Source organism: Corynebacterium confusum, assembly GCF_030408715.1.
Taxonomy (GTDB): domain Bacteria; phylum Actinomycetota; class Actinomycetes; order Mycobacteriales; family Mycobacteriaceae; genus Corynebacterium; species Corynebacterium confusum.
The window spans coordinates 1838286-1863884 of the sequence record NZ_CP047202.1 but is presented as its reverse complement, the minus strand read 5'-3'; the positions used below and the strand labels follow the sequence as shown (position 1 = coordinate 1863884).

Below are 25599 nucleotides of genomic sequence, written 5' to 3'. Positions count from 1 at the left end.
AAGGACGCAATTTACCGTGGCTCGTGACTATTACGGCATTCTGGGCGTGGACAAGTCCGCGTCCGACTCGGAGATTAAGAAGGCCTACCGCAAGCTCGCGCGCAAGTACCACCCGGACGTGAACCCGGGCGACGATGAGGCGGCGGAGAAGTTCCGCGAGGCCTCCCTGGCCCAGGAGGTCCTGCTGGACCCGCAGAAGCGCCAGATCGTGGACATGGGCGGAGATCCCATGGAGCAGCGCGGCAGCGGAGCCGGTGCCGGCGCGGGCGGATTCAGCGGCTTCGGGGGCGGCGGCCTGGGCGATATCTTCGCCGAGTTCTTCGGCGGGGCGGCCGGCGGCTCCCGCGGCCCGCGCTCGCGCGTGCAGCCGGGCAACGACGCCCTGCTGCGCACCAGCATCACCCTCGAGGAGGCCTTCACCGGCCTGCAGAAGCAGGTCACCGTGGACACCGCCGTGCTCTGCGACAAGTGCGAGGGCTCCGGTTCGGAGTCCAAGGCCAAGCCGGTGACCTGCCCGACCTGCTCCGGTGCGGGTGAAATCCAGGAGACCCAGCGCAGCTTCCTGGGCAACGTTCTTACCTCGCGCCCGTGCCCGCAGTGCCAAGGCTACGGCGAAATCATCGAGGACCCCTGCAACCACTGCGGCGGCGACGGCCGCGTGAAGAAGCGCCGCGACCTGAAGATCAATATCCCGGCGGGCATCGGTAACGGCATGCGCATCCGCATGGCCTCCCAGGGTGAGGTCGGCCACGGCGGCGGCCCGGCCGGTGACCTCTACGTGGAGGTTGCTACCCGCCCGCACAAGGTCTTCGAGCGCGACGCCGACGACCTGCATGTGACTTTGCGAGTGCCTATGGTGGATGCCGCCCTGGGTACCCAGGTCACGCTGCCGCACCTAAGCGGCGAGGAAGTCAGCGTGGACGTGGCCGCCGGTACGCAGCCGGGCGAGGCCATCGAGATTCCGGGCCAGGGCATGACTCGCCTGCGCACCGAGGGTGCCGGCAACCTGTACGCCCACGTGGACGTGGTGGTCCCGCGCAACCTGGACAAGAAGACCCGCGAGGCGCTGGAGAAGATCCGCGACCGCCAGAACGACTCCGCCACCGTCAAGGAGGAGGGCGATGGCCAAGACGAGTCGTTGTTCTCCCGCCTGCGGGGCCACTTCCGCCGCTAATGTCGCTGCCCGTATTCATCCACCCGGACCTGAGCCCCGCCGCGCCCGGCCAGACCGTGCGCCTGGACGGGGCGGAGGGCCGCCACGCCGTGACGGTCAAGCGGCTCAAACCCGCCGAGCAGCTGGAGCTTATCGACGGCACCGGCCGCGTCGTCACCGCGGAGGTCACCGCCACCGCCGGGAAGGACCAGCTGGACGCCGCCGTCACCGCGGTGCGCGAGGAACCGGCCCCGCAGCCGAAGGTGGTCGTCGTGCAGGCCATCCCGAAATCGGAGCGCGCCGAACTGGCCGTGGACTTGGCCACCCAGGCCGGCGCGGACGAGATCATCGCTTGGCAGGCCGACCGCTGCGTGGCCAAGTGGGAGGGCAAGAAAATCCCGAAGGCGCTGGCCAAGTGGGAGACCGCGGCCCAGGCGGCGGCCAAGCAGTCCCGCCGGGCGCGCATCCCGCAGGTGAGCGGCCCGGTCACCACTGGCGAGCTGACCCAGCTGCTGGTCCAGTCCGACCACGCCTTAGTCCTGCACGAGGAGGCTACCCGCAGCATCCGCGAGGCCCAGCTTTCCGGTACGGTCTACCTGCTGGTGGGCCCGGAAGGTGGCATCGGCAGCGCGGAGCTAGAACGCCTGACCCAGGCCGGGGCGCGACCTATCAAGTTGGGGCCGCAGGTGCTGCGGACGGCATCTGCGGCCATGGTGGCCCTGGCGGCTATCGGGGCGTTAACCGAGCGCTGGTAGCCTATGGGCGTGGCTATTGATACCCAAAAAATTGAGCTCGACCCAGTCTACGTCAACGCCGTGCTGGGCACGGCGGATGCGACGCTGCGCGTGCTCAACGACCAGCTGGATGCCGATCTCTTCGCCCGCGGCACCACGGTGACCGTCACGGGCCCCGACTTCGAGATCGCCCGGGCGGTCAAGGTCTTCGAGGAGCTGGAGGCCATCGCCCGCCGCGGGCACGCCATCTCCCCGGAGACGGTCAAGCACACCGTGGCCATGATCGAGACGGAAGCGCCGCTGTCGGTCAGCCAGGCGCTGGCCGCGGACATTATCTCGCGGCGCGGCAAGACCATCCGGCCGAAGACGGTGGGGCAGAGCCGGTACGTGCAGGCCATCGATGATCACACGGTGGTCTTCGGCATTGGCCCGGCCGGCTCCGGCAAGACCTACCTGGCCGTGGCCAAGGCCGTCCAGGCTCTGCAGAACAAGCAGGTCCAGCGCATCATCCTGACCCGCCCGGCCGTCGAGGCGGGCGAGAAGCTGGGGTTTTTGCCCGGCACCTTGAACGACAAGATTGATCCCTACCTGCGCCCGCTCTACGACGCGCTGCGGGACATGCTGGACCCGGAGATGATCCCGAAGCTGATGGACGCCGGCATCATCGAGGTCGCCCCGCTGGCCTATATGCGTGGTCGCACGCTCAACGATGCCTTCGTCATCCTCGACGAGGCCCAAAACACCACGCCCGAGCAGATGAAGATGTTTCTGACCCGCCTGGGCTTTGGCTCGACCATCGTGGTCACCGGCGACGTCTCCCAGGTGGATCTGCCGCGCGGGCAGGTCTCCGGGCTGAAGACCGTGCGCCGCATCCTAGACGGGGTGGACGATATTTGTTTCGCGGATCTCGGTTCCCACGACGTGGTGCGCCACGCGCTGGTCGGGCGGATCGTCAATGCTTACGATGCTTACGATGCCGCCACCGAGCGCGGCCGCCAGAAACAGGAGGGCTAGAAAAACCATGGCCATTGAATTTGTCAACGAGTCCGGCTACGCCGGTGTGAACGAGGAAATGCTGGGCGACGTCGCCAGCTTCGCCCTGGCGCAGATGGACGTCAGCCCGGAGGCCGAGGCGACCATCTCCGCGGTCGACCTGGCCACAATCGAGGACATGCACGTGCGCTGGATGGACCTGGCCGGGCCCACGGACGTGATGAGCTTCCCGATGGACGAGGTCACCCCGGGGTCGAGCACCGGAACCCTGCGCCCGGACGCGCCGGCGGCCCAGGACGGCTTCGGCCCGGCGATGCTGGGTGATATCGTCCTGTGCCCCGAATTCGCCGAGCGCCAGGCCCAGGCCGCCGGCCACTCGCTGGGCCACGAGCTGGCGCTTCTGACCGTGCACGGCGTGCTGCACCTGCTGGGCTACGACCACGCCACCCCCGCGCAGGAAAAGGAGATGTTCGGCCTGCAGAACGAGCTGCTGGCCAACTGGTACGACGACCTGTCCGCGCGCGGGGTGAGCTACCAGCCCAAGCCGACCGGCCCGCGGGCGTTCCCCTCCGCGGCCGACCGCGCGGACCTAGACCGCCAGGTGCCCGGTGGTGGCATCCCGCCGGTGGGGGAGCCGGTGACCAAACCGGACAACAGTGACGTAGACGACGACTAGACTTATCTGCCATGAGTATCCTTTCCATCCAGTCCCACGTCGCCTACGGGCACGTGGGGAACTCCGCTGCCGTCTTTCCCCTCCAACGCGCCGGCCACGAGGTCTGGCCCGTGCATACCGTTAATTTTTCGAACCACACCGGCTACGGTGACTGGGGCGGGCCGCAGCTGCCGGCCGCGCAGGTCACGGAGATCATCGACGGCATCGAGCGCCGCGGCGCCTTCCCGGACGTCGCGGCGGTGCTGTCCGGCTACCAGGGCGGCTCCGATATCGCGGAGGTCATCATCGACGCCGTGCGCCGGGTAAAGAAGGCCAACCCGCAGGCGCTGTACGCCTGCGACCCGGTGATGGGCAACGAGAAGTCCGGCTGCTTCGTCTCCGACGAGATCCCGCCGCTGCTGCGCGACAAAATCCTGCCGGTCGCCGACATCATCTTCCCGAACCAGTTCGAGCTGGGCTACCTGACCGGCCAACCGACCGGCACACTGGAAGAGACCCTGCAGGCGGTCAAGGTGGCCCAGGAGATCGGCCCGCGCGTGGTCCTGGTGACCTCCGTCGAGCGGCCCGAAACCCCGGAGGATAAGGTGGAAATGATTGCCGTGGACGGCGACCGTGCCTTTTCGGTGACCACCCCGCGCCTGCCGGTCAAGTACAACGGCTCCGGCGACGTGACCGCCGCCCTGTTCACCGGCCACTACGTGCGCCACCAGGACGCGCACGCCGCGCTGAAGGCCACGGCCTCCCAGGTCTATGATCTGCTGCGCACCACCTACGAGGCGGACTTGCGCGAGCTGGAGCTCATCGCCGCCCAGGACTGCTTCGCCCACCCGCAGCTGCAGTTCAGCGTGGACGAACTCTAGGTTTTCCTGCCCCCGCGCGCGACCTTGTAGGATAGTTCCCACGATGACTAATGAAACATTCTTAGCCGGCACGGCCGGCACCCCGGAGGGCTTCCGCTCCGGGTTCGTCAGCTTCGTCGGCCGCCCGAACACCGGCAAGTCCACCCTCACCAACGCGCTGGTGGGGCAGAAGATCGCCATCACCGCGGATCAGCCGGAGACCACGCGTCACCCGATCCGCGGGCTGGTGCACCGCGATAATGCCCAGATCATCGTGGTGGACACCCCCGGCCTGCACCGGCCGCGCACGCTGTTGGGCGAGCGCCTCAACGAGGCCGTCAAGGACACTTACGCCGACGTCGACGTCATCGGCATGACCGTGCCGGCGGACGAGAAGATCGGCCCGGGAGATCGCTGGATCCTGGACAACGTCAAGAAGGTCGCCCCGCGCACCCCGGTGGTCGGGATCGTGACCAAGCTGGACAAGGCCACCAAGGACCAGGTCGGCGCGCAGCTGCTGGCCCTGCACGAGCTGCTCACCCAGGACGACCCGGATGCGGTGGTCATCCCGGTCTCCGCGCGGGAGAACACGAAGATCGATGAGCTCATCGACGTGCTGACCGAGGCGCTGCCGGAGGGCCCGAAGTTCTACCCGGACGACCACGTCACCGACGACGACCGGGACACCCGCATCTCGGAGCTCATCCGCGAGGCCGCGCTGTCCGGGCTCAAGGACGAGCTGCCGCACTCGGTGGCCGTGGAGGTCGACGAGATCCTGCCTGATCCGGAGCGCGAGGGAGTGCTCGACGTCCACGCCGTACTTTATGTGGAGCGCCCGGGCCAAAAGCGCATCATCGAGGGCAAGGACGGGCGCCGGATGCGCCGGATCGTGGGCAACGCCCGCAAGGAAATCATCTCCCTGCTGGGCCAGAACATCTACCTGGACCTGCGCATCAAGGTGCTGAAGAACTGGCAGTCCGACCCGAAGTCGCTGGGCCGGCTGGGCTTTTAGGCGATGTCGCGGGCGTCGTACCGGGACCGCGCCTGGGTCATCCGCACCTACGATTTCGGCGAGGCCGACCGCGTGGTGGTGCTGCTGACCCGCGAGCACGGACTGGTCCGGTCCGTGGCCAAGGGGGTGCGCCGGGCCAAGTCCCGGTTCGGGTCCCGGCTGCAGCACTTCGTCAACTTGGACGTGCAGCTCTACCCGGGCCGCAACCTGGCCACCATCTCCCAGGCCGACACCGTGGAGTACTACGGGGCCAAGATCACCTACGATTACGACCGCTACACCGCGGCCTGCGCGGCCCTGGAGTCCGCCGAGCGCCTGGCCGCCACGGACACCGACCCGTACCTGTACGGGGCCCTGCGCGCGACGTTTAGCCTGCTGCAGACCGATGCCGATCCCACCGCCGTGCTGGATTCCTTCCTGCTGCAGGCGATGGCTCACGCCGGCTGGGCGCCCAGCCTCTTCGACTGCGCCCAGTGCGGGGCGCCGGGCCCCCACCACGCCTTCCACCCGGCCGTCGGCGGGGCGGCCTGCCATCAGTGCCGCCCGCCCGGGGCCGCGGAGGTGGACCCGGAGACCCTGCACGTGATGTGGCTGCTGGCGCATGACCGGTTGGGGCAGGCGGAGGCATCGATAGTCGCGGTGCCCACGCGTGGGGCCCAAGCCCACCAGCTGACGCGGGCGCACCTACAGTGGCACATCGAGCACAAGGTCACGGCGCTGTCGGTGATGGATCAGACCTAGCCTGCGCCACCTTGCGGCACGGTGGTGTGCAGACAGTAGAATGGGTGGTTGTGATTACTCCCGATCCGAACCGAGTCCTGCACCCGCCGCAGATCCCCGCCGAATTCATGCCGAAGCACATCGCGCTCGTCATGGACGGCAATGGACGCTGGGCGCAGGAGCGCGGCATGGCGCGCACCGAGGGGCACAAGCGTGGCGAGGCGGTGTTGCTCGATGCCGTCGATGCCTGCCTGGCCATGGGCGTGGACTACCTGTCGGCCTACGCCTTCTCCACGGAAAACTGGCGGCGCAGCCCCGAAGAGGTGCGCTTTTTGATGGGCTTCAACCGCGACGTCCTGCGGCGCCAGCGCGGCTGGCTGCACGAGAAGGGCGTGCGCGTGGTCTGGGCCGGGCGGCGCCCGCGCCTGTGGCGCAGCGTGGTGCGCGAGCTGGAGGCGGCCGAGGAGCTCACCCGCGACAACACACGGATGAACCTGGTGATGTGCGTGAACTACGGCGGCCGGGCCGAGCTGGTCGACGGCATGCGGGTCATCGCGGACAAGGTCGCGCGCGGGGAGATGCGCCCGCGCGAGATTAACGAAAAGACCATCGCCCAGCACCTCTACGACCCGGACATGCCGGACGTGGACCTTTTCCTGCGCCCGTCGGGGGAGAAGCGGACCTCGAACTTCCTGCTGTGGGAGTCGGCCTACGCGGAGATGATCTATCAGGACAAGCTCTTCCCGGACTTCACGCCGGAGGACATGTTCGCCGCCGTGGAGGAGTACGCGCGCCGCGACCGCCGCTTTGGGGGGACGAAGTAGTGGCTGTTGGAGGCGAGCCGACCAAGCAGCAGATCAGCCGCTGGCGTCGCTACCTGGCCAACGAGCGCGCCGAGGCGGCGGTCTACCGCGAGCTGGCGCGCAAGAAGGTCGGCGAGGAGCGCTCCATCCTGCTGCAGCTGGCGGAGTCGGAGTCCCGGCACGAGCAGTACTGGCGGGACAAGTTAGGCGATGCCGTCGGCTTCCCGCGCAAGCCGGACCTGGGCACGCGGGCGCTGGGCTTTATGGCGCAGCACTTCGGCTCCGTGTTCACGCTGGCGCTGATGCAGACGGCGGAAACGCGTACCCCTTATACGGACGATATCGACGCCAGCGACCAGATGGCCGCGGACGAGCACGTCCACGCCGAGGTCGTGCGCGGGCTGGCTACGCGCGGGCGCGAGAAGATGTCGGGCAATTTCCGCGCCGCCGTCTTCGGCACTAACGACGGGCTGGTCTCCAACTTAGCGCTGGTCATTGGCGTGATGGGCTCAGGCGCGGCATCGACGGCGGTGCTGCTGACGGGGATCTCCGGCCTGCTGGCCGGCGCGCTTTCCATGGCGGCGGGCGAATACGTCTCTGTGAAGTCCCAAAGCGAGCTACTGGAGGCCTCCCGCCCGGCGCCGGACGCCCACTCGCTGGTGCCGGACCTAGACGTCAACGCCAACGAGCTCGCCCTCATCTACCGGGCCCGCGGCATGGGCGCGGAGGCGGCGGAGACTAAGGCCCAGGAGGTCTTCGACAAAATGCAGGCCCGCCAGCGCGCCGCGCACCCCTCGGCGGGGCTGGGCGCGATGGGCCTTCCGGCAACCGACGCCGCAGGTGAGGCCGACGGCGGGGCGCCGGGGGTCATCGGCCAGGCGTGGTCGACGGCGCTGTCGAGCTTCTGCTTCTTCGCCACCGGCGCGTTTATCCCAATCATCCCGTTCCTCTTCGGGGCCTCGACCACCGTGGGCGCGGTGGTCGCGCTGGTGCTGGTGGCCATCGCCTTGATGTTTACCGGCGGCGTCGTGGGGGTAATCTCCGGCAAGCCGCCGCTGAAGCGGGCGCTGCGCCAGCTTGTTATCGGACTGGGCGCGGCCGGGATTACCTACCTACTTGGCGTCGGGTTCGCTGCCCTTATCGGCTAGGCGGCACTGGCGGCAGGTGCCGAAGATTTCGGCGTCGTGGCCGGTCAACTCGAAGTCGTAGTCCTTGGCGATGCGCGCCGCCCAGTTCTCGATGGGCCCGCCGTCGATTTCCTCGGTGCGGCCGCACTTGGTGCAGACCAGGTGGTGGTGGTGCGCGTCGGAGTCGCAGTGGCGGTAGAGGGTCTCGCCGTTGGGCATGTGGAGGGCATCGACGGCATCGATATCGCTCAAGGACTGCAGGGTGCGGTAGACGGTGGTCAGGCCCACCTTTTCCTGGCGCTGCTGGAGCGCGAAGTGGATGTCCTTGGCGGAGGCGAATTTCTCCATGTCCCGCAGGACCTCGATGACGGCGGTGCGCTGACGGGTGTTGCGGGCGCCTAGCTTGGGGATACTGCTTTGGATGGCCATATCGGCTAGTTTACCAGCGTTGATACATCTACAACTATCTCTAAGACTAGGCAGAGCGCGCCGTTGGCCCGGCTCGCCGGTTAGCCTTCGGCCTCGAGGGTGGCGCTGAGCGCGGCGGCCTGGCGGTAGATGTCGAGGATTTCCTCGGCGGCGAGCCGGTAGGTGACCTCGCGCCCGGAGCGCTCGGCGCGGACCAGGCCGGCCTGCTTGAGCACGCGCAGGTGCTGGCTGATGAGCGGCTGGGACTTCTCCAGCGCCTCGACCAGCTCGTGGACGTAGTGTTCGCGCTCGCGGAGAAGGAGGAGGATGTGGAGCCTGAGCGGTGAATCGAGCGCGCTGAGAACCCGGACCGCGGGCTCAACGTCGGCGGCGTCCTGCTTTCTACACATGTGCGGGTGTTCTTTCTCCTGTGGGCGCGGGGTATAGGAAATTTTTACTCTTGAATTAGACCAATAATGGGCTAACTTCTATAAATTATCGCCATACTGCAACGCCAGGATATACCAAATCCATATTGCTTAGTGTAGTCACAATGATAAACTGGCCGCCCCAGCAGACAGCCGAAATAATAGATGGTTACCCCCGTCCACATTGTTTGGATTGGGTGGTCCCAGGGTGCCCCCGCTGCGAGTCGGGATCGCCAACACGCTAGACTATTGGTGACCTATGTCCCCTGCAGCCGGCCGGGGATTGAAATCCCGACTAGAGGAGTCAGAAACACTCATGGCATCCGTCATTGATACCGTAGTTAACCTGTGTAAACGACGTGGTTTGGTCTACCAGGCGGGTGAAATCTATGGCGGTTCCCGCTCGGCGTGGGACTACGGCCCGCTGGGTGTGGAGCTCAAGGAAAACATCAAGCGCCAATGGTGGCGCCACATGGTCCAGTCCCGCGACGACGTCGTGGGCATTGACTCCTCCATTATCCTGCCGCGTCAGACCTGGGTGTCCTCCGGCCACGTCGAGGTCTTCACGGATCCGCTGGTGGAGTCCCTCTACACCCACAAGCGCTACCGCGCGGACCACCTGCTGGAGGCCTACGAGGAAAAGCACGGCCACGCCCCGGAAAACGGCCTGGCCGATATCAACGACCCGGAGACCGGCCAGCCCGGCAACTGGACCGAGCCGAAGGCCTTCTCCGGCCTGCTGAAGACCTACCTGGGCCCGGTCGACGACGAGGAAGGCCTGCACTACCTGCGCCCGGAGACCGCCCAGGGCATCTTCGTCAACTTCAAGAACGTGCTGACCTCGGCGCGTATGAAGCCGCCGTTCGGTATCGCCAACATCGGCAAGTCCTTCCGCAACGAGATCACGCCGGGCAACTTCATCTTCCGCACCCGCGAGTTCGAGCAGATGGAGATGGAGTTCTTCGTCAAGCCGGGCGAGGACGAGCAGTGGCACCAGTACTGGATCGATGACCGCTACAACTGGTACGTCGACCTGGGCATTAACCCGGAGAACCTGCGCCTGTACGAGCACCCGAAGGAAAAGCTGTCCCACTACTCCAAGCGCACGGTGGACGTGGAATACGCCTTCGGCTTCACCGGCTCCAAGTGGGGCGAGCTCGAGGGCGTGGCCAACCGTACGGACTACGACCTGCGCGTACACGCGGAAGGCTCCGGCGAGGACCTGTCCTACTACGACCAGCAGGCCGACGAGCGCTGGATCCCGTACGTCATCGAGCCGGCCGCGGGCCTGGGCCGCTCCATGATGGCCTTCCTGGTGGACGCCTACCACGAGGAGGAGGCCCCGAACGCGAAGGGCGGCACCGACAAGCGCGTCGTGCTGCGCCTGGACCGCCGCCTGTCGCCGGTCAAGGTCGCGGTCCTGCCGCTGTCCAAGAAGCCGGAGCTGTCCACCCCGGCCAAGGAGCTGGCGGACAAGCTGCGCGCGCACTGGAACATCGACTACGACGTCTCCGGAGCCATCGGCCGCCGCTACCGCCGCCAAGACGAGATCGGCACGCCGTTCTGCGTGACCTTCGACTTCGACTCCCTGGAGGACGGCGCGGTCACCGTGCGCGAGCGCGACACCATGGAGCAGGAGCGCGTCAAAATTGACGAGTTGGAAGCCTACCTGGCCGCTCGCCTCATCGGCTGCTAAGAGGGAGAAGGCGCAACCATGCACTTCACCAGTTGGGACCGCAGCGACAAGGAGCGGCCGACGTTGCTGGTGGGCCGCGGGCCGGAGGAGCTGGCCTCCTTCACCGCCTCCGGCGCGGAGGTCGACGGCCAGCACTGGCGCACCGAAGTCGATGAGCAGCTGGGAGCCTCGGCCACCTCGGACGACGGGCGCACCTACCGCCTGGCCGGCAACCTGAAAAAGGACAAGACCCTACAGGCCTCCCTGGAGGGCCGCACCTTCAGCCTGGTCAACGAGTCGGGCAGCAACTGGGTCATCTTCGACGTCAATGACCACAAGGTCGCCCAGTTCAGCGGCGCCAACAACGGCGTGCGCGAGGCGATCCTGGAATTCGAAAACGACGAGGATGATTCCGACCCGGACTCCGCGCTGGACTTAAACCGCCAGGAGGTGGCGGCGCTGAGCTGGTTTAGCCGCGTCGTCTTGGAGAACCGGTTGTCCCAGCGATCCGTGGCCATCATCGGCACCTTGGTTTTGCTCTCTGCGGTGGCGGTCCTGGCGGTTCTGATTTAAACTGCATCCGTGAATGACAAGGCGGGTGTATTTAACGGGAACTCCGGCCACCGGGTAGAGGCCCAATTGCGCTGGAGCGGTGGTCGTTTGCTGGATGAGGCAGACGTCGTCATCGCCAGCGCTAACGACGAGGTCCTCACCGTGGCCGGAGACCATCTGCTGCTAGAGAACCTGGGCAGCCAGATGTGCTTCCGTCTGCGCGGAACGTCCTCCCAGGGAACGTTTTTCAACCTCCAGCAGACCACTTTCTCGGTCTCCCGCCTGTCCGCCACCTGCGGGCCCCACCGCTATATCCTGGAGCGCACCCGGCCCTTTAAGCGGGAACGCTGCGTGAAGGTCCTGGGCGCGGGGGAGGACGCCCCGGTGACCATCGCGCGCACCAGCCCGGAGCTGGGCGGGGACCTTGTGATCACCCGCACCCCGGCGGGCGAGGCCCTCCCGCTGGCGGACCTGGCCTTTTTGACCTGGGGGATTAGCCTGGTGGACCTGCCGCGCCAGACCCGGCGCATCTAGCCTCCCGCGAGCGGGAGGGACAGGGCGGAAAATTGAGAGAGGCTAGAAGGCGCCGCCGCGGCCACCGCCGCTGAAGCCGCCGCCCCCGCCGAAGCCGCCCCCGCCAAAACCGCCGCCGAAACCGCCGCGGTTGCCGCCGCCGAGCATCTGGCCGATGACCATGCCGGTGACCACATTGCCGGCGACGTTGCCGGCCTGGGCGCGGCGCTGGGAGCGGCGGTAGTCGTCGATGTCGCTCTTGGCCCGCTGCAGCGCGGCCTGGGCGGCGGCCAGTGCCTGCCGGGCGGAATCGAGGGCGCGCTGGATATCGGACTTTTTGTACTGCAGTGCCTGGGCGTGCAGGCGCTCCGCATCCGCCAGGGCCGTGCGCGCGGAGGCGCCGATGAGCCGCCCGCGGGACGAGATGAGATCCTCGGCGGCCTGGATCTGCGCGGCCGCGGCGTTTAGCTGCTGGTCCAGCAGCGCCAGCTGGCGCGCGTGGGTCGAGGTGACCTCGCGGACGCGGTCCAGGGCCTGATCGACCTCGGTGTCGAAGGTGGCCAGCTCCGTGTAGCAGCCCAGCGGATCGGCCTCGCCCTCTGTGCGGGCACGCTGGAGGGAACCGTGCGCGCGGCCCACCAGCTCGTCCAGGGCGGCCCAGTCGGCGGCGGTGCCTTGGGACTGGCCCTGCTGCTTGAGGCGCTCGGCCTCGGCGAGCTCCTCGTCGACTTCGGCAATCAACGCGCCCAGCTGGGACTTGGCGGTGGCGATATTGGTCTCGGCGTTTTCCACGCCGGTCAGCAGCCGGTTGGCCACCTCGAGGGCGTGCTCGCAGGACCGGATGGCGTCGATAAGCCCGCCCTGCTGGCCCGCCGGCTGGGCGGCAATGCCCCGGGCACGCTCTAAGTCCTTGTCCGCCTCGTCCAGGCTGACCGCGGCCATCTCGACGTTGTCGGCGATGGACTCGAGCATCTCGGCCGAGTAGTTGGACTGCAGCGACTCCCAGGTGACCTGCGCCTGCGGCTGGCGGGCGCGCAGGTCGACCACGCGTTGGGTCAGTTCGTCCAGCTTGCTGTCCGCGGTGACCAGCAGGTTGCGCATCTCGGCGAATTCTTCTGCCTGCTCGTCCAGGGCCCGGTCCGCCTGCCCGCAGGAGGAGATGATGTCGACCAGCATCTGGCGGCGCTGGGACTCGGATTCCGGGATGGAATCATCCAGGCGCTGGCGGATGTCGAAGGCCTTGCGCAGCGTGGCGGTGGAGTGGTTCATCGCGCGGGTGAACTGGCGGGTGCGCTCCGCCCCGAACTCGGCCTGGGCCAGCTGCAGCTCCTCCTTACCGCGGCGGATGGACTCGTCGGTGGAGACCAGCTCCTCGCGGGCGCGCTCCTCCAGGGTTTCCAGCGGCAGGGCGCCCAGCCGGCGGGTGTCGGCCGGGTCGATGCTGCGGGCATCGGTCAGCGTGGCCTGCGACTGCTTCTTGGTCTTGCGGCGCGAATAGGCCCAGATGCCGCCGCCGGCCGCGGCAAGTGCGGCCCCGCCGCCCAGCAACCAGCCGGTGCCGCCGGCGCCCTCGTCGCCGTGCCCCTTGTTGAGCGCCTCCTCGACGACGGCCTGCGCCGCGCCGGGGAAGTCGTCAGCGGCCAGGCGGGCATAGGCGGCGTCGTAGAGCCGGTCGATATCACTCTGGTTCCACTCGCCGCCCACGTAGACGCCGGCGTCCCGGGCGTCCACGTTGACCACGAAGGCGGCGGTGTTCTGCCCGCGGGAGTTGATCACCTGCTGCGCGTAGTCCTGGGCCTGCAGGCTGGACAGGTCGTTGGAGTAGATGATGTAGAGAAGGCGCTGCTGCTCGGTCTGCAGCTCCGAAATCTGCTCGGAAAGCTGGCTCACCTCGGCATCAGAGAGCACGCCGGCCTCGTCCGTGACCGGCTGGCGCACCTGGCTAGGAGCCAGCGCGAGGACCTGCCCGTGTTCGCCCGGCGCCGCCGTTGCCTCCAGGGCGACCGGGGCGGCGCAGGCCACCAGCGCGGCGGCGGAAATGGCTGACAGCCGCAGCGGCAGCCGGGAATTTGCGACGGGGTGGGGCAGGTGAACGCGCTTTGTCATGGCCACCAGGATACCGTGTTGCTGGCATACTGGGCACGGTGAAACCAGCCGCAACACAACCTTTCCGCACGCATGGCGCGCCGGCCTGGATCGCGGTCCTTGGCACCGCGCAATACGACGGGGTGGCCTCCCGCGTGCTCGCTGCGCGCATCGCCACCGCCATCCAGCTCGCCCTTAGGCACCCGGCCGCCGCGGTTTTCACCCTGGGCGGCAACCTGCCCGGCGACCGCTTCACCGAGGCCGGCGTGGCGGCACGGGACATTGTGGCAGGCGGCATCGACAGCGCCCGGATCGCGGCGCTGCCGGAGGGCAATGACACGGCCGGCTCCCTGGCGGCGCTGGCCCGCGAGGTCTCCGCGCGCGGGCTGGGCGCCGGCGTCATCGTCACCGATCCGCTGCACCGCGCGCGGACTGCCGCCCTGGCCCGGTGGGCCGGCCTGCGTGCTAGCACATGCGGGGCGCGCGAATGCCCGCAGCGCTTCCCGCACCGTTCCTGGTGGCGCGCGGCCGCCCACGAGGGCGGGGGACTGGCCGTCCTCGGCGCGGAGATCACCGTAGGGCCCCGCCGGGCGCGGCAGCTACGAGGGGTGCTGCACGGCATCGAAAACCGCCTGCGGCCCTCACGGGCCCGCCGTAACCATTTCCTACGCGCCGATTAGCCAACCGGCCGCGGCCCGGCCCGGCGTTTAGACTGGCAGGGTGACCTATAGCTACCAACCCGCCGATCGCGCCCGCCGCAGCCCGGAAGGGGCCAAGGGCTCGAGCTTTCCTTCCGGCAGCGCTGCCGATGCCGACCACCGCGGCGCCTTCGCCCGTGACCGCGCCCGCGTGCTGCACTCGGCCGCGCTGCGCCGCTTGGCCGACAAGACCCAGGTGGTCGGCCCCCACGACGGGGACACCCCGCGCACGCGGCTGACTCACTCGCTAGAGGTCGCCCAGATCGCCCGCGGCATCGGCTCCGGCCTGGGGCTGGACCCGGACCTGTGCGACATGGCCGGCCTGACCCACGACATCGGCCACCCGCCCTACGGGCACAACGGCGAGAACGCGCTCAACGAGGTCGCCGCGGACTGCGGCGGCTTCGAGGGCAACGCGCAGACGCTCCGCATCCTGAGTTTTCTGGAGCCGAAGATCCTCGGGGCCGGCGCGGAAAGTGAGACCTCCTACGGACTCAACCTGACGCGCGCGGCCCTGGACGCGGCGTGCAAATACCCGCGCACCAAAACCAACCCGGACGGCACGATCAACCGCAAATACGGCTGCTACGACGAGGACGCAGCCACGCTCGAGTGGCTGCGCGCCGGGCACGCCGACGACCTGCCCTCCATGGAGGCCCAGGCCATGGACTTCTCGGACGACATCGCCTATTCCGTCCACGACGTCGAGGATGGGGTGGTCTCCGGCCGCATCTCGCTGCAGGTGCTCTGGGATCTGGTGGAGCTGGCCGCCCTGGCCGACAAGGGCGCGCACGCCTTCGGCGGCACGGCCGAGGAGCTGCTCGCCGCCGCCGATTCCCTGCGTCGCCTGCCAGTGGTCAACCGCGCCGCGGACTTCAACCACACCCTGGACGACTACGTCGCGCTCAAGCAGCTGACCTCGGAGCTGGTGGGTCGCTACGTCGGCGCGACGGTGGAGGCCACGCGGGCGGCCAACGCGGACCTTTTGGACAGCAACCAGCTGGGCCGCCAGCACGGGCGCCTAGTGGTCCCGCCGCTAGCGGACGCGGAGGTCCGGCTGCTGAAGACCATCGCGGTCCTCTACGTCATGGACGAGCCGACCCACCTGGCCCGCCAGGATAGGCAGCGCGAGCGCATCTACCGCGTCTTCGACTACCTGACCGCCGGCGCGCCGGGGGCGCTGGACCCGATGTTCAGGCTCTGGTATGACCAGGCGGAGACCCCGGCGCAGCGCTGCCGCGTCATCGTGGACCAGATCGCGTCCATGACCGAGTCCCGCCTAGAGCGGCTGGCCCGCCAGTCCGCGGACCTAGCCGGCTTCTACGACTAGGCACGACGCACAACCAGGTAGAACTCGCCGCGAATAGACGCGGCTAGCGCAGCAGGCGCACGTCGAGGTCGTCGAGCACCCGGCGCAAGCGCCGCGAGTCCGCCTCCGGCAGGCACCAGTCGGCGCAGACGATGGAATCCAGGCCGAGCTCGCGCAGGAAGTCGGCCAGGGCGTCGAGGTTGCGCGGGGCGGGGCGCTCGCCGGCCTGGCGCAGGTTGCCCAGCGCCCGGTAGAAGTCGGCCTCGCTGCGCAGGCGGTCCGTTATCAGTACGCGTTTAGTGTTCGGCATCTGGGATCTCGCAGAAGCTTTCGTAGTGGTCGGAGGTGTAGTACCAGCGCTCGGGGTCGGTCTCGCTGCCGCCGCCGGTCACGATCCGGCGCTCGCCGCGGTGGTTGATCCCCGGGGTCTCCACGGTGTACTCGCGGTAGTAGTCGGAGGCCTGATCCGGCAGGACGCCCTCGTAGTTGCCGAAGCGCTGGTTGTCATTGTCCGGGTGCGGGTAGGGCCCGCCGGCCTGGATGGTCTCCACGGTCTCAGCGGCCTCCTCCGGCAGGCTGGACAGCTCGCAGGTGTCATTCTCGGCCGACACGGCAGTCTCCGAGCTTACTGTGCTCCCCGTGCCGCCGGAACCGGTCTCCGAGCCCGTACCCGAGCCGGAGCTATTGCCGCCTAAGTCGAGGCCGAAGTAGCCCGCGATGAGAACCACCGCGAGCCCGCCAAGGGCCACCGGCCACGATTTTTGGGAGCTACCGCTTTTCGCCATGGCTTTAAGTTCTAACAGGTGTGCCAGCCGATACCGAAATTGGGCGCCGGTTTGCCGCGCTGGGTACGCTATTACACATGGCGCGAGGCAGGATTCCGGAAAGCGATATTCAGCAGATCCGAGAGCGTGCACCGATTGAGGAGATCGTGGGCGAATACGTCCAGCTCAAACCGGCGGGGCACGACTCCATGAAAGGCCTATCTCCCTTCAAGGACGAAAAGACCCCGTCCTTCCACGTGCGCCCCCAGCGCGGCTATTTCCACTGCTTTTCCACGGGCAAGGGCGGCGACGTGTTCACCTTCCTCATGGAGATGGAGCAGCTCAGCTTCCCGGAAGCCGTCGAGGCTGTCGCGCAGAAGATCGGTTACCACATCAACTACCAGGGCGGGACCACCGGCGCCCGCGACGTGAAACCGGGCACCCGCCAGCGGCTCATCCAGGCCAACAAGGCCGCGCACGAGTTCTACCGCCAGCAGCTGGAGACCCCGGAGGCCGCTACGGCCCGCAACTTCCTGCTCGACCGCGGCTTTTCCCAGCAGGTCATCTACGACTTCGAGTGCGGCTACGCCCCGGACGGCTGGGACACGCTGACCAAATACCTGCTGCGCATGGGCTTCGACTACGAGGAGCTGGAAGCCGCCGGGCTGTCCAAGATGGGCCGCCGCGGCCCCATCGACCGCTTCCACCGCCGCCTGCTCTGGCCGATCAAGGACATGGCCGGCAACGTCATCGGCTTCGGCGCGCGCAAGCTCTTCGACGACGACAACCTGGGCAAGTACATGAACACCCCGGAGACCATGCTCTACCACAAGTCCAAGGTGCTCTTTGGGCTGGACGTGGCGAAGTCGAACATCGCCAAGCAGCGCCAGGCCGTCATCGTGGAGGGCTACACGGACGTGATGGCCATGTACGCCGCCGGGGTGCCCAACGCGGTCGCCTCCTGCGGCACGGCGTTCGGCGGGGAACACCTGCAGCTGCTGCGGCGCCTGATGCTGGATGACAGCTATTTCAACGGCGAGCTCATCTACACCTTCGACGGCGACGAGGCCGGGCAGAAGGCCGCCCTGCGCGCCTTCGAGGGCGAGCAGAAATTCACCGGTCAGTCCTTCGTCTCCATCGCCCCGGACGGGATGGACCCGTGCGATCTGCGGCTCAAGCGCGGCGATGCCGCCGTGCGCGAGCTGGTCGCCGACCGCATCCCCATGTTCGAGTTCGTCATCGAGTCGCTGATTTCCGGCTACCGGATCGATACCGCCGAAGGCCGCCTGCAGGCCCTGCGCCGCGCGGTCCCCGTCGTCGCACAGATCCGCGACAAGCCCCTGCAGCGCGAATACGCCCGCCGCCTGGCCGGCTGGGTGGGCTGGCCGGATCCGGAAGAGGTCATGCACCAGGTCGACCAGGCCGCCCGCGACAACCGCTCCAACGCCCAGCGCAAGCCGGTCATGCAGGCCAAGCGCTTCGACAACGCGCAGGCCCAACCCGCGCAGCAGGACGTGCCGGCCATCCGCCCGCCCAGCCCCAACGAGACCCACCTGTGGCCGCAGCGCGAGGCCCTCAAGCTGGCCCTCCAGCACCCGGCCGTGGTGGGCGAGTACTTCGACGGCCTGCCGGCGGACTCCTATACCAACGACGCCTACCGAATGGTGCGGGAGGCCATCGCCGCAGAAGGCGGCGCCGTGCGCGGCGCGCAGCTGCCCAACGTCGAGTGGCTCGCCGCTGTCGCCGGGCAGATGCGCGATCTCACCGGCCGCAACTTCGTCTCGGAGCTGGCCGTGGAAACCATCCTGCCCACCGGCGACATCCCGCTGGAAAGCTATGCTGACTCCGTGCTGTCCCGCCTGCAGGAATCCCGCGTGGCCGACCAGATCGCCCAGCTCAAGGCGCGCCTGGGGCGCATGCGCCCCAGCGACGACGAGCGCGCCTACAACAGCCTCTTCGCTGATCTGGTCGCCCTGGAGCAAGCCCGCCGCGAGCTCAACGAGCGGGCGCTGTAGCACGCCCAAGGCACCCCCAGGCCTAGGCCACCCGCCGGCGGTCGGCATGAATAAGGCACAGATAAAGCGCGGGCCGTACTGGGCCCGCGCGCGTGTCTGGCTAATCGAGATTAAGCGAGGCTAGTCCTCGTCGGGTTCGTAGATGCGATCCCGGGGGATATCCGGCTGCCTGGTCGACCGAGTGCCGCGGGAACGCAGGTCCTTGACCTCCCGCATGCGCGGCTCCGGGTCCAGCCGGTTGGCCACGGCCTTGCGTGCGGAGCGCAAGGCGGACTTGGTGGCGGGGGAATTGACGGCCTTTTGGTAGGCACCCTTGATCTGGTGATAACGCTTGCGGCCGGCCTTAGTGCCGAAGACGTACCCGGCTGCGGCGCCAACAACGAACTGAATCATGGGCGGTAGATTACTCCCTTTTGAAAAATCGGCGATAGGTGTGGTGCTTTTTACGCTCCCAGCCTACCTATTTTCCTTCCCCGCCCGAACGGGGGTGAGGGCGGCGAAGTGTTTTCTTAGTCTTCCGTATATGCATTCGGCACTATATATTTAGGGGGTGGACATGGGAATGATGCCGGCCGTACCCGCTGCTAATGAGACCGCAGCGGGCCTGGCGTGGGCCGCTTTGTTGCTGGCGGGTTCACAGGAATCGGCATAGAAAAGACCGCGCGAAACGGCGCGAGTGGCGAGTCCGTGCGGGCGCGGCGGGGAAGCGCGCGAAATTCACCCTCCTGCGGGCGGCATCACGTTAGCGGGATTGTTTCGGCCTCGGTAAGGTCTTAACAAGTTAACCCACTCATTTTGGATTCCTAAATCCGCCGAAGGAGCGTAATGCCTGCCCCGAAGATCATGACGGTCTACGGTACCCGCCCAGAAGCCATCAAGGTGGCGCCGGTCATCAAGGCCCTCGACCAGGATGATCGTTTTGAATCCGTGCCGGTGTCCACCGGCCAGCACAAGGAGATGCTCGAGCAGGTCAACTCCATGTTCGGGATTACTCCGGTCCACGATCTGGGCCTGATGAAGCCGGGGCAGGGCTTAAACGAACTGGTCTCCCGCGCGCTGGTGGGCCTGGACGAGGTCATCGCTCAGGAGAACCCGGACGCGATCATCTCCCAGGGGGATACCTCCACCGCGATGGCCGCGGCGCTGGCCGGCTTCCAGCGCGGCGTCAAGGTCATCCATCTGGAGGCTGGTCTGCGTACCGGCGATATCTCTTCCCCGTTCCCGGAGGAGGCCAACCGCCGGATCATCGGGCAGGTCGCGGCCCTGCACTTGGCGCCGACCGAGGGCGCGATGGAAAACCTGCGCAAGGAGAACTTCCGCAGCAAGGACATCGTGGTCACGGGCAACACCGTCATCGACGCGTTGCTCGAGGCCGCCGGCTGGGACACCGAGTTCGCCGATCCGGCGCTGCAGGCCGCCGCGGCCACGGATAAGCGCCTGGTCGTGGTGACCACTCACCGCCGGGAGAACCTGGACGCGATGAAGAATATCGGCGACGCGGTCGCCGACCTGGCCACAGAATATCCAGACACCTACTTCGCCTTGCCGTTGCACCTGAACCCGAAGGTGCGCCAGGCGGTGCTGCCGGAGGTAGAAAATCTGGACAACGTCATCATCACCGACCCGCTACCGTACGACCAGTTCACCCAGCTGCAAAACCGCGCGAGCATCATCCTGACCGACTCCGGCGGAGTCCAGGAGGAGGCCCCGGCGCTGGGCAAGCCGGTGCTGGTGATGCGCTCGAATACCGAGCGCCCCGAGGCCGTCGTGGCCGGCACCGTCAAGCTGGTGGGTACCGACCGCGACCTCATCACCGCGGAGGCTCGTCTCCTGCTTGAGGACGACGCCGCCTACGCCGCCATGGCGAATGCGGTCAACCCCTACGGCGACGGCCAGGGCGCGGCGCGCTCGGTGGCCGCCATCGCGAACCTGTTCGGCCTGGGCGAGCGCCTGCCGGACTTCGCGCCGTCTGCCGCTGACTAGCGTGCCCGCCCCGCGGCGGGATTTGACGCTGCGTTCCGCCGGTTGGGGCGCACCCGACCTTCTATAATTGGGGACATGCAACCCCATGAGCTTTCCCAGACGATCATCCTGCCGCAGACCAAGGTGGCCTTCTTTATCAACCTCAAGGTGCCCGAAGGTCAGGAGCAGGCGGCTATCGATGCCCTGACCGGCCTGTCCGGCACCGTCGACGGCGTCAGCTTCCGCGATCCGCACTCACACCTGAGCGCCGTGGTGGGCATTGGCTCCCAGTTGTGGGACCGGCTTTTCGACCCGTCTACCGCGCCGAAGCCGGAGGGGCTGCACGACTTCGTGCCGCTGGAGGGCGACAAGCACTCCGCGCCCTCGACGGGCGGGGACCTGTTTTTCCATATCCGCTCGGACGAATTCGACCGTGCCTTCGAGCTGACCCGCCGCATCAAGGGGCTGTTGGGCGACGAGGTGGAAACCCTCGACGAAGTCCACGCCTTCCGCTACATGGACTTCCGCGACCCGCTGGGCTTCGTGGACGGCACCGAGTCCCCGCAGGGGCGCGCCGGCGCCGACGCCGCGCTGATTGCCGAGGGCCAGTGGGCCGGCGGCAGCTACATCGTGGAGCAGAAATACACCCACAACCTGAAGGACTGGGAGAAGATTGGCGTCGAGGAACAGCAGCGCGTTATCGGCCGCACCAAGGCCGAGGACATCGAGTTCGACGACGCCGAGAAGCCGCACAACAGCCACGTTTTCCTGAACTCTGTGGAGGACGCCGACGGCAACTCCCTGGAGATCGTCCGCGACAACCTGGCCTTCGGCAAGGGCACCGGCGAGCAAGGCACTTTCTTCATGAGCTACGCTAACGACGTCCGCGTCACCGAGCTGATGCTGCGCCGCATGTTCCTAGGCGAGCCCCGCGGCAACTACGATCGCATCCTCGATTTCTCCACCCCGCTGACGGGCGCGAACTTCTTCGCCCCGCCGCAGGAGTTCATCGACGCCGCCGACGAGTACGTCCGCCCCGGCCTCCTGCCGGACGACGACGCGCCGGCGGATCCCAGCCAGCCCGCCACGCAGCTGAGCGCCGCCAAGGGGCTCTACCCGCAGGACTAGGGACTGATTGCACCGCCCTGGGAGAACACACCAGGGCGGGCTTTGCTGGTGTTGGAGATTGCGGAGTTTTAGACTCGGTAGAATACACAATTCGATCTGGACGGCTTCGGTAAACTGAACTCATGGATAGCTTGTCTCCCAAGAGCCCTCCTCAAGTCCACCTTCCTTTGTCTACAGAGGGAGTGGCGTACTTCGTGGATGAGGCGGGGAGTAAGGGCTCTCTCGGGAAACACTTTGTGACAGCAGCGGTGAGGACTTCTGATCCGGACAAGCTCTCTAGGGCTATCAAAGCCTGTCGGATAGAAATAATTTTACGAAAGCCGAAGAAATAAAATTTTCCAAGGTGACAAAGAATTCCGAGCCGATACTTGCTGAGCTATTTTCGGAAGCAGTGTCAGCAGGGTGCACCTTTGGAGCGTTTGTTTTAGATAAACGGCATTTTGACCCGTGGTCTAACAGGGATCAGTGGCAGGGACACCGATTTGCCACCGACCGGCTGCTTCGAGGGCTTATAACTCGGCGCGAAGTGAGTGTGCTGATGGTGGATCACATTGATGTCCCAGAAGGGATTTCGTATGGTGATAAGCTTGCTGCCGGTTTAAATAAGAGGTTTGGAAACAAGCGAGTGGTCACCGCAGTTAGTCTCGATTCTAGGACTTGCCCTCAACTGCAAATCGCTGATTTATTGGCTAGCGCGGTCTTTCACGCGAGAAAGAAGATTGAAGAAAATGGGTTGGAGCACTTTCTTGACGACAAAACACCTAAGGCTCGATTGGCGAAAGATATTGCGGCTGCATTGGGTGAAACGTGTTTTACAGACTGTCGAACTGACCTGCTGAAACTCCAAACAAGCCATGAGCTGTCCTTGACAGAACTTAGGGGTGGGGTATGATCCAATCAGGCGCTGAAGCCTTAGTCTCAGACTAGAAGCAAGCGCCCGATGGGCCGAGTCTCAGACTCATTACCCATGAAAAGCGGATCCCATACCGCAACACTTACCGTACTTATCGCGACGCCCCACTTGAAAAGTGGGGCGTTTGCTTTTGCGCAAAACCAGTTCTTCGGCAGTGCTGTAACCAACTGTCCTGGGGAATACAAAGCCCGGGACGGGGTGGTCTTCCAAGAATTAGACGTTGTAGTACAGCTCGAATTCCTTCGGGGACGGGCCCTGTCGCAGGGGCAGGATTTCGCGGTCGAACTTGAGCCGGGCGTAGGCCTCGAGGAAGTCCTCGGTCATGACGTCGCCGGCGGTGAGGAACTCGTGGTCGGCCTCGAGGGCCGCCAGCGAGGACTCCAGGGAGTGGGGGACCTGGGGGATGTCCTTCCGCTCCTGCGGGGAGAGCTCGTACAGGTCCTTGTCCACCGGCTCGCCGGGCTCGATGCGGTTGAGGATGCCGTCGATGCCGGCCATCATCTGCGCGGTAAACGCCAGGTAGGGGTTGGCCGAAGGATCGGGCGCGCGGAACTCGATGCGCTTGGCCTTCGGGTTTTCGCCGCTCAGGGGGATGCGGATGGCCGCGGAGCGATTGGACTGGGAATAGGCCAGGTTGACTGGGGCTTCGAAGCCGGAGAACAAACGGCGGTAGGAATTGACCGTGGGGTTGGTCAGCGCCAGCACGGCCGGTGCGTGCTTGAGCAGCCCGCCGATGTAGTAGCGTGCGGTATCGGACAGGCCGGCGTAGCCGGTCTCGTCGTAGAAGAGCGGCGTGCCGTCCTTCCACAGCGACTGGTGGGCGTGCATGCCGGAGCCGCCATCGCCGGCCAAAGGCTTGGGCATGAAGGTGGCTGTCTGCCCGTGGCTTTCCGCGGTATTGCGTACCACGTACTTGAAGGCCTGCATGTCGTCGCCGGCCTTGAGGAGGTTGGCGAAGCGGTAGTTGACCTCCTGGATGCCGCCCGTGGCGACCTCGTGGTGGAAGCGCTCGACGTCAAAGCCGATGAGCTCCAGGTTGTAGGCGATGTCGTCGCGCACCGGGATGGTCTTGTCGTAGGGCGCAACCGGGAAGTAGCCGTCGTTGATGCGGATCTGGTTACCGCGGTTCGGGCTGCCGTCCATCATGGTTTCCTCCCCCGAGCGCCACCAGCCCTCATCCGAGTCGACCTGGTGGAAGGAGTGGTTCACGCCGGAGGAGTAGCGGACCGAGTCGAAGACGTAGAACTCCGCCTCCGCGCCGATGGAGCAGGTATCGGCGATGCCGGTCTCCTGCAGGTAGGCCTCCGCCTTCTGGGCAATGGAGCGTGGGTCGCGGGAGTAGGAGGCCTGGGAGAGGGGATCCCGGACGAAGAACTGCATGTTCAGCGTCTTGTGGGCGCGGAAGGGGTCGAGGTACGCCGTGCCCGGATCGGGAATGAGCGTCATGTCCGACTTATCAACTGTGGCGAAACCGGGGATGGAGGAACCGTCGAAGGCGAAGCCCTCGCGGGCGGTCTCCTCCGTCAGTAGGCGGGCGGGCACGGTCAGGGCATGCTCGGCACCGAATACGTCGCTGAAGCGAATATCGAGGTAGCGGACCTGCTCCGCCTGGATGAAGTCGATGACATCGTGGACTGAGGAAGCCTGCAAGCTCACTGTGGAAAACACGCCTTAGGGTGTAGTTGGGGATGGGAATTAATGGGACATCTATGGGGCTGGGCTGGTGCCGGCGCCTAGGACAGTGCCGGCATGTTCCAGAGGTTGAGCGGTGTGCCCAGTCCCTTGTCGCGGGCGTGGTCCAAGACGTCCGTGGCCCACGCGACGTCCTCGACGGGCATGCCGCCGATGGAGTAGAAGAAGATTTCCTCGTCGTTGGTGCGGCCGGGGGCCTGGCCGTCGGCGATGGCGCCGATATTGGCGATGTCGGACTCTTCCAGCTTGCCCTCCTGGACCATGTCCCACCAGCGGTTGCCGGGGATGCCGAGTAGGCGCTCGTAGGTCACGTCGGGGCCGTTCTCGTTGAACCACTCGGCGTACAGGCCCTTGTAGTCCACCACGAGGCGGGCGCCGCCGGAGGCGACGAAGTCGTCGTCGAAGCGGGCGGCGGCCGGGGCCAGCACCAGCGCGCCGGGCTTGAGCCAGTCCTTGTTGAAGTAGGGGAAGCCCTGCGGGCCGTCCTGGGAGGTCGAGGTGCCCGCGATGAGGATGTCGGAACCTTCCACCGCGTCCTGCTCGCTGTCGACGACGGTGAACTCAATTTCCGGGTGCTGCTCGCGCAGGTAGTTCGCGGTGCGTTCGGTGGAGGCTGCCGTACGGCCCTTGATCTTGACGCGCTTGATGGACGGGCGCTGGGTAATTGAGGAAGCCAGAATGGTCCGTGACATCACGCCCGGCCCGATGATGCCGACCTCCTCGGCATTGTCCACGGCCAGGTGCTTCACGCCCACGGCCGGCACGGCGCCGGTGCGGTAGGCGGAGAGCAAATTCGCGGACATGATGGCCTTCGGCGCTCCCGTGACCGTGTCGTTGAGGACAAAGACGTGGATAGAACGCGGCAGCCCGTGGTTTCGGTTGTCCGCGTTGGAGCCGTACCACTTCACACCGGTGTTGTTGAAGCGGCCGCCGATATAGGCCGGCATGGCCATGAAGCGGCGGTCGGGACCGTTGGCCGGCATGCCCTCGAACTCCGGGGCATCGGGGAAGTTGATCTGCGCGCCGTGGCTGTTTGCGGAGGCACCAGCCATGCGGTAGTCACCCTTGTCGAGCAGGATTAGTGTTTCTTCCATCGTTTCGACGCACTTGGCGGCATCCGTCACACCGGCGTCGATCATGTCTTGTTCGGACAACCAGATGAGGTCTATTCGGGTATCAGGTTGTTCACTTGCTGTCATGGGCCTGCTTTCTGTGTTGAGCGCGCTTGCGGGCTCGCGGCGAAAAGATTCCTTGGCTCACCCGCGAAGGCGCGACTGCGAAATCCAAGGTCGTACGGCCCAGCGTATAGAAGCCACCCACGCGCCGCACTCCTTTGCGTTTTACCCCCGCACCGAAACCAGGCGAATATGTCTATTGCACTCTACGTTTGCCTACAAACG

26 protein-coding genes are annotated in these 25599 nt (G+C 66.5%); 18 read left to right on the top strand and 8 right to left on the bottom strand.

Annotated elements, in window-relative coordinates; genetic code table 11:
* The first annotated feature begins 16 nt into the window (after positions 1-16).
* Genes dnaJ through CCONF_RS08635 form a run of 9 tightly spaced genes read left to right on the top strand, consistent with a single transcriptional unit; the run spans position 17 to position 8078 of the window.
* Entirely contained in the window at positions 17-1174 is a 1158-nt protein-coding gene (gene dnaJ, locus CCONF_RS08675; RefSeq protein ID WP_290222748.1) for a molecular chaperone DnaJ, read from the top strand.
* Positions 1174-1908: a 16S rRNA (uracil(1498)-N(3))-methyltransferase gene (locus CCONF_RS08670; protein ID WP_290222747.1), complete on the top strand. Its 735-nt coding sequence runs from the start codon at positions 1174-1176 to the stop codon at positions 1906-1908. Before dnaJ ends, CCONF_RS08670 begins: the two co-directional genes overlap by 1 nt.
* Before the next feature lie 9 nt (positions 1909-1917).
* A complete protein-coding gene (locus tag CCONF_RS08665) occupies positions 1918-2901 on the top strand; it encodes a PhoH family protein (RefSeq protein WP_290222744.1) in 984 nt (327 codons plus the stop codon).
* 7 nt (positions 2902-2908) lie between these two features.
* On the top strand, positions 2909-3556 hold the full coding sequence (gene ybeY / locus CCONF_RS08660) for an rRNA maturation RNase YbeY (RefSeq protein WP_290222743.1): 648 nt from the start codon (positions 2909-2911) through the stop codon (positions 3554-3556).
* An 11-nt stretch (positions 3557-3567) separates the two neighbouring features.
* Complete coding sequence (pdxY, locus tag CCONF_RS08655) at positions 3568-4416, top strand: pyridoxal kinase PdxY (protein WP_290222742.1); 849 nt, start codon at positions 3568-3570, stop codon at positions 4414-4416.
* Positions 4417-4459: 43 nt separating this feature from the next.
* On the top strand, positions 4460-5407 hold the full coding sequence (gene era, locus CCONF_RS08650) for a GTPase Era (protein ID WP_290222740.1): 948 nt from the start codon (positions 4460-4462) through the stop codon (positions 5405-5407).
* Between the two features lie 3 nt (positions 5408-5410).
* A complete protein-coding gene (gene recO, locus CCONF_RS08645) occupies positions 5411-6148 on the top strand; it encodes a DNA repair protein RecO (RefSeq protein WP_290222738.1) in 738 nt (245 codons plus the stop codon).
* A gap of 50 nt (positions 6149-6198) precedes the next feature.
* Positions 6199-6951, top strand: a complete 753-nt coding sequence (locus CCONF_RS08640; RefSeq protein WP_435384072.1) for an isoprenyl transferase — start codon at positions 6199-6201, stop codon at positions 6949-6951.
* On the top strand, positions 6951-8078 hold the full coding sequence (locus tag CCONF_RS08635; protein WP_290222734.1) for a VIT1/CCC1 transporter family protein: 1128 nt from the start codon (positions 6951-6953) through the stop codon (positions 8076-8078). Before CCONF_RS08640 ends, CCONF_RS08635 begins: the two co-directional genes overlap by 1 nt.
* Here the strand turns inward: CCONF_RS08635 and CCONF_RS08630 are convergent.
* Together CCONF_RS08630 and CCONF_RS08625 are read right to left on the bottom strand one after the other, a co-directional pair.
* Entirely contained in the window at positions 8043-8486 is a 444-nt protein-coding gene (locus CCONF_RS08630) for a Fur family transcriptional regulator (RefSeq protein ID WP_290222732.1), read from the bottom strand. The genes CCONF_RS08635 and CCONF_RS08630 overlap by 36 nt on opposite strands.
* 80 nt (positions 8487-8566) lie before the next feature.
* Positions 8567-8875, bottom strand: coding sequence for an ArsR/SmtB family transcription factor (locus tag CCONF_RS08625; RefSeq protein ID WP_290222730.1), 309 nt, complete (start codon positions 8873-8875; stop codon positions 8567-8569).
* 334 nt (positions 8876-9209) lie between these two features.
* On the opposite strand from CCONF_RS08625, the gene CCONF_RS08620 reads away from it, so the two are divergent.
* From CCONF_RS08620 to CCONF_RS08610, 3 genes are read left to right on the top strand one after another with little or no spacing between them, the layout of a single operon-like run.
* Positions 9210-10589 carry a glycine--tRNA ligase gene (locus CCONF_RS08620; RefSeq protein ID WP_070768827.1) on the top strand — a complete coding sequence of 460 codons (1380 nt, stop codon included), beginning with the start codon at positions 9210-9212 and terminating at the stop codon, positions 10587-10589.
* Between the two features lie 18 nt (positions 10590-10607).
* The gene (locus CCONF_RS08615; RefSeq protein WP_290222729.1) at positions 10608-11141 is read left to right on the top strand and encodes a hypothetical protein; all 534 of its coding nucleotides are present in this window, start codon (positions 10608-10610) and stop codon (positions 11139-11141) included.
* A 9-nt stretch (positions 11142-11150) separates the two neighbouring features.
* Positions 11151-11654, top strand: a complete 504-nt coding sequence (locus CCONF_RS08610; protein ID WP_290222728.1) for a hypothetical protein — start codon at positions 11151-11153, stop codon at positions 11652-11654.
* Between the two features lie 42 nt (positions 11655-11696).
* On the opposite strand, the gene CCONF_RS08605 is transcribed toward CCONF_RS08610, so the two are convergent.
* Positions 11697-13739, bottom strand: a complete 2043-nt coding sequence (locus CCONF_RS08605; protein ID WP_290222726.1) for a TPM domain-containing protein — start codon at positions 13737-13739, stop codon at positions 11697-11699.
* Positions 13740-13777: 38 nt separating this feature from the next.
* Here CCONF_RS08605 and CCONF_RS08600 point away from each other — a divergent pair, with 38 nt between their 5' ends.
* Positions 13778-14398, top strand: a complete 621-nt coding sequence (locus CCONF_RS08600; RefSeq protein ID WP_290222724.1) for a YdcF family protein — start codon at positions 13778-13780, stop codon at positions 14396-14398.
* Between the two features lie 40 nt (positions 14399-14438).
* Complete coding sequence (locus CCONF_RS08595) at positions 14439-15746, top strand: deoxyguanosinetriphosphate triphosphohydrolase (protein ID WP_290222722.1); 1308 nt, start codon at positions 14439-14441, stop codon at positions 15744-15746.
* Between the two features lie 43 nt (positions 15747-15789).
* On the opposite strand, the gene CCONF_RS08590 is transcribed toward CCONF_RS08595, so the two are convergent.
* Complete coding sequence (locus CCONF_RS08590; protein WP_290222720.1) at positions 15790-16035, bottom strand: hypothetical protein; 246 nt, start codon at positions 16033-16035, stop codon at positions 15790-15792.
* A complete protein-coding gene (locus tag CCONF_RS08585; RefSeq protein WP_290222717.1) occupies positions 16022-16510 on the bottom strand; it encodes a guanyl-specific ribonuclease in 489 nt (162 codons plus the stop codon). Before CCONF_RS08585 ends, CCONF_RS08590 begins: the two co-directional genes overlap by 14 nt.
* Positions 16511-16587: 77 nt before the next feature.
* Between CCONF_RS08585 and dnaG the strand changes: the two genes are divergently transcribed.
* Positions 16588-18504, top strand: a complete 1917-nt coding sequence (gene dnaG, locus CCONF_RS08580) for a DNA primase (protein ID WP_290222715.1) — start codon at positions 16588-16590, stop codon at positions 18502-18504.
* 120 nt (positions 18505-18624) lie between these two features.
* On the opposite strand, the gene CCONF_RS08575 is transcribed toward dnaG, so the two are convergent.
* Complete coding sequence (locus tag CCONF_RS08575; RefSeq protein WP_290222712.1) at positions 18625-18897, bottom strand: hypothetical protein; 273 nt, start codon at positions 18895-18897, stop codon at positions 18625-18627.
* 432 nt (positions 18898-19329) lie between these two features.
* Here CCONF_RS08575 and wecB point away from each other — a divergent pair, with 432 nt between their 5' ends.
* The 3 genes from wecB to CCONF_RS08560 all read left to right on the top strand — a co-directional run bounded on the left by wecB (position 19330) and on the right by CCONF_RS08560 (position 22486).
* Complete coding sequence (wecB, locus tag CCONF_RS08570; protein WP_290222709.1) at positions 19330-20487, top strand: non-hydrolyzing UDP-N-acetylglucosamine 2-epimerase; 1158 nt, start codon at positions 19330-19332, stop codon at positions 20485-20487.
* Positions 20488-20562: 75 nt separating this feature from the next.
* On the top strand, positions 20563-21594 hold the full coding sequence (locus CCONF_RS08565) for a Dyp-type peroxidase (protein ID WP_290222707.1): 1032 nt from the start codon (positions 20563-20565) through the stop codon (positions 21592-21594).
* A gap of 343 nt (positions 21595-21937) precedes the next feature.
* A complete protein-coding gene (locus CCONF_RS08560) occupies positions 21938-22486 on the top strand; it encodes a hypothetical protein (RefSeq protein ID WP_290222704.1) in 549 nt (182 codons plus the stop codon).
* 234 nt (positions 22487-22720) lie between these two features.
* Here CCONF_RS08560 and glnA read toward each other — a convergent pair whose 3' ends face one another.
* Complete coding sequence (gene glnA / locus CCONF_RS08555) at positions 22721-24157, bottom strand: type I glutamate--ammonia ligase (RefSeq protein ID WP_290226362.1); 1437 nt, start codon at positions 24155-24157, stop codon at positions 22721-22723.
* An 83-nt stretch (positions 24158-24240) separates the two neighbouring features.
* Positions 24241-25398, bottom strand: a complete 1158-nt coding sequence (locus CCONF_RS08550) for a tyramine oxidase subunit B (protein ID WP_290222703.1) — start codon at positions 25396-25398, stop codon at positions 24241-24243.
* Between the last annotated feature and the right edge of the window lie 201 nt (positions 25399-25599).

Excerpts from the sequence above, each read along its gene's own strand:
- CCONF_RS08605 (WP_290222726.1), bottom strand. The coding sequence starts at position 13,739 with ATGACAAAGCGCGTTCACCTGCCCCACCCCGTCGCAAATTCCCGGCTG.
- wecB (WP_290222709.1), top strand. The coding sequence starts at position 19,330 with ATGCCTGCCCCGAAGATCATGACGGTCTACGGTACCCGCCCAGAAGCC.
- CCONF_RS08630 (WP_290222732.1), bottom strand. The coding sequence starts at position 8,486 with ATGGCCATCCAAAGCAGTATCCCCAAGCTAGGCGCCCGCAACACCCGT.
- recO (WP_290222738.1), top strand. The coding sequence starts at position 5,411 with ATGTCGCGGGCGTCGTACCGGGACCGCGCCTGGGTCATCCGCACCTAC.
- CCONF_RS08625 (WP_290222730.1), bottom strand. The coding sequence starts at position 8,875 with ATGTGTAGAAAGCAGGACGCCGCCGACGTTGAGCCCGCGGTCCGGGTT.
- ybeY (WP_290222743.1), top strand. The coding sequence starts at position 2,909 with ATGGCCATTGAATTTGTCAACGAGTCCGGCTACGCCGGTGTGAACGAG.
- CCONF_RS08670 (WP_290222747.1), top strand. The coding sequence starts at position 1,174 with ATGTCGCTGCCCGTATTCATCCACCCGGACCTGAGCCCCGCCGCGCCC.
- era (WP_290222740.1), top strand. The coding sequence starts at position 4,460 with ATGACTAATGAAACATTCTTAGCCGGCACGGCCGGCACCCCGGAGGGC.
- CCONF_RS08620 (WP_070768827.1), top strand. The coding sequence starts at position 9,210 with ATGGCATCCGTCATTGATACCGTAGTTAACCTGTGTAAACGACGTGGT.
- CCONF_RS08565 (WP_290222707.1), top strand. The coding sequence starts at position 20,563 with ATGCAACCCCATGAGCTTTCCCAGACGATCATCCTGCCGCAGACCAAG.
- CCONF_RS08590 (WP_290222720.1), bottom strand. The coding sequence starts at position 16,035 with ATGCCGAACACTAAACGCGTACTGATAACGGACCGCCTGCGCAGCGAG.
- CCONF_RS08550 (WP_290222703.1), bottom strand. The coding sequence starts at position 25,398 with ATGACAGCAAGTGAACAACCTGATACCCGAATAGACCTCATCTGGTTG.
- CCONF_RS08585 (WP_290222717.1), bottom strand. The coding sequence starts at position 16,510 with ATGGCGAAAAGCGGTAGCTCCCAAAAATCGTGGCCGGTGGCCCTTGGC.
- CCONF_RS08615 (WP_290222729.1), top strand. The coding sequence starts at position 10,608 with ATGCACTTCACCAGTTGGGACCGCAGCGACAAGGAGCGGCCGACGTTG.
- pdxY (WP_290222742.1), top strand. The coding sequence starts at position 3,568 with ATGAGTATCCTTTCCATCCAGTCCCACGTCGCCTACGGGCACGTGGGG.
- dnaG (WP_290222715.1), top strand. The coding sequence starts at position 16,588 with ATGGCGCGAGGCAGGATTCCGGAAAGCGATATTCAGCAGATCCGAGAG.
- CCONF_RS08575 (WP_290222712.1), bottom strand. The coding sequence starts at position 18,897 with ATGATTCAGTTCGTTGTTGGCGCCGCAGCCGGGTACGTCTTCGGCACT.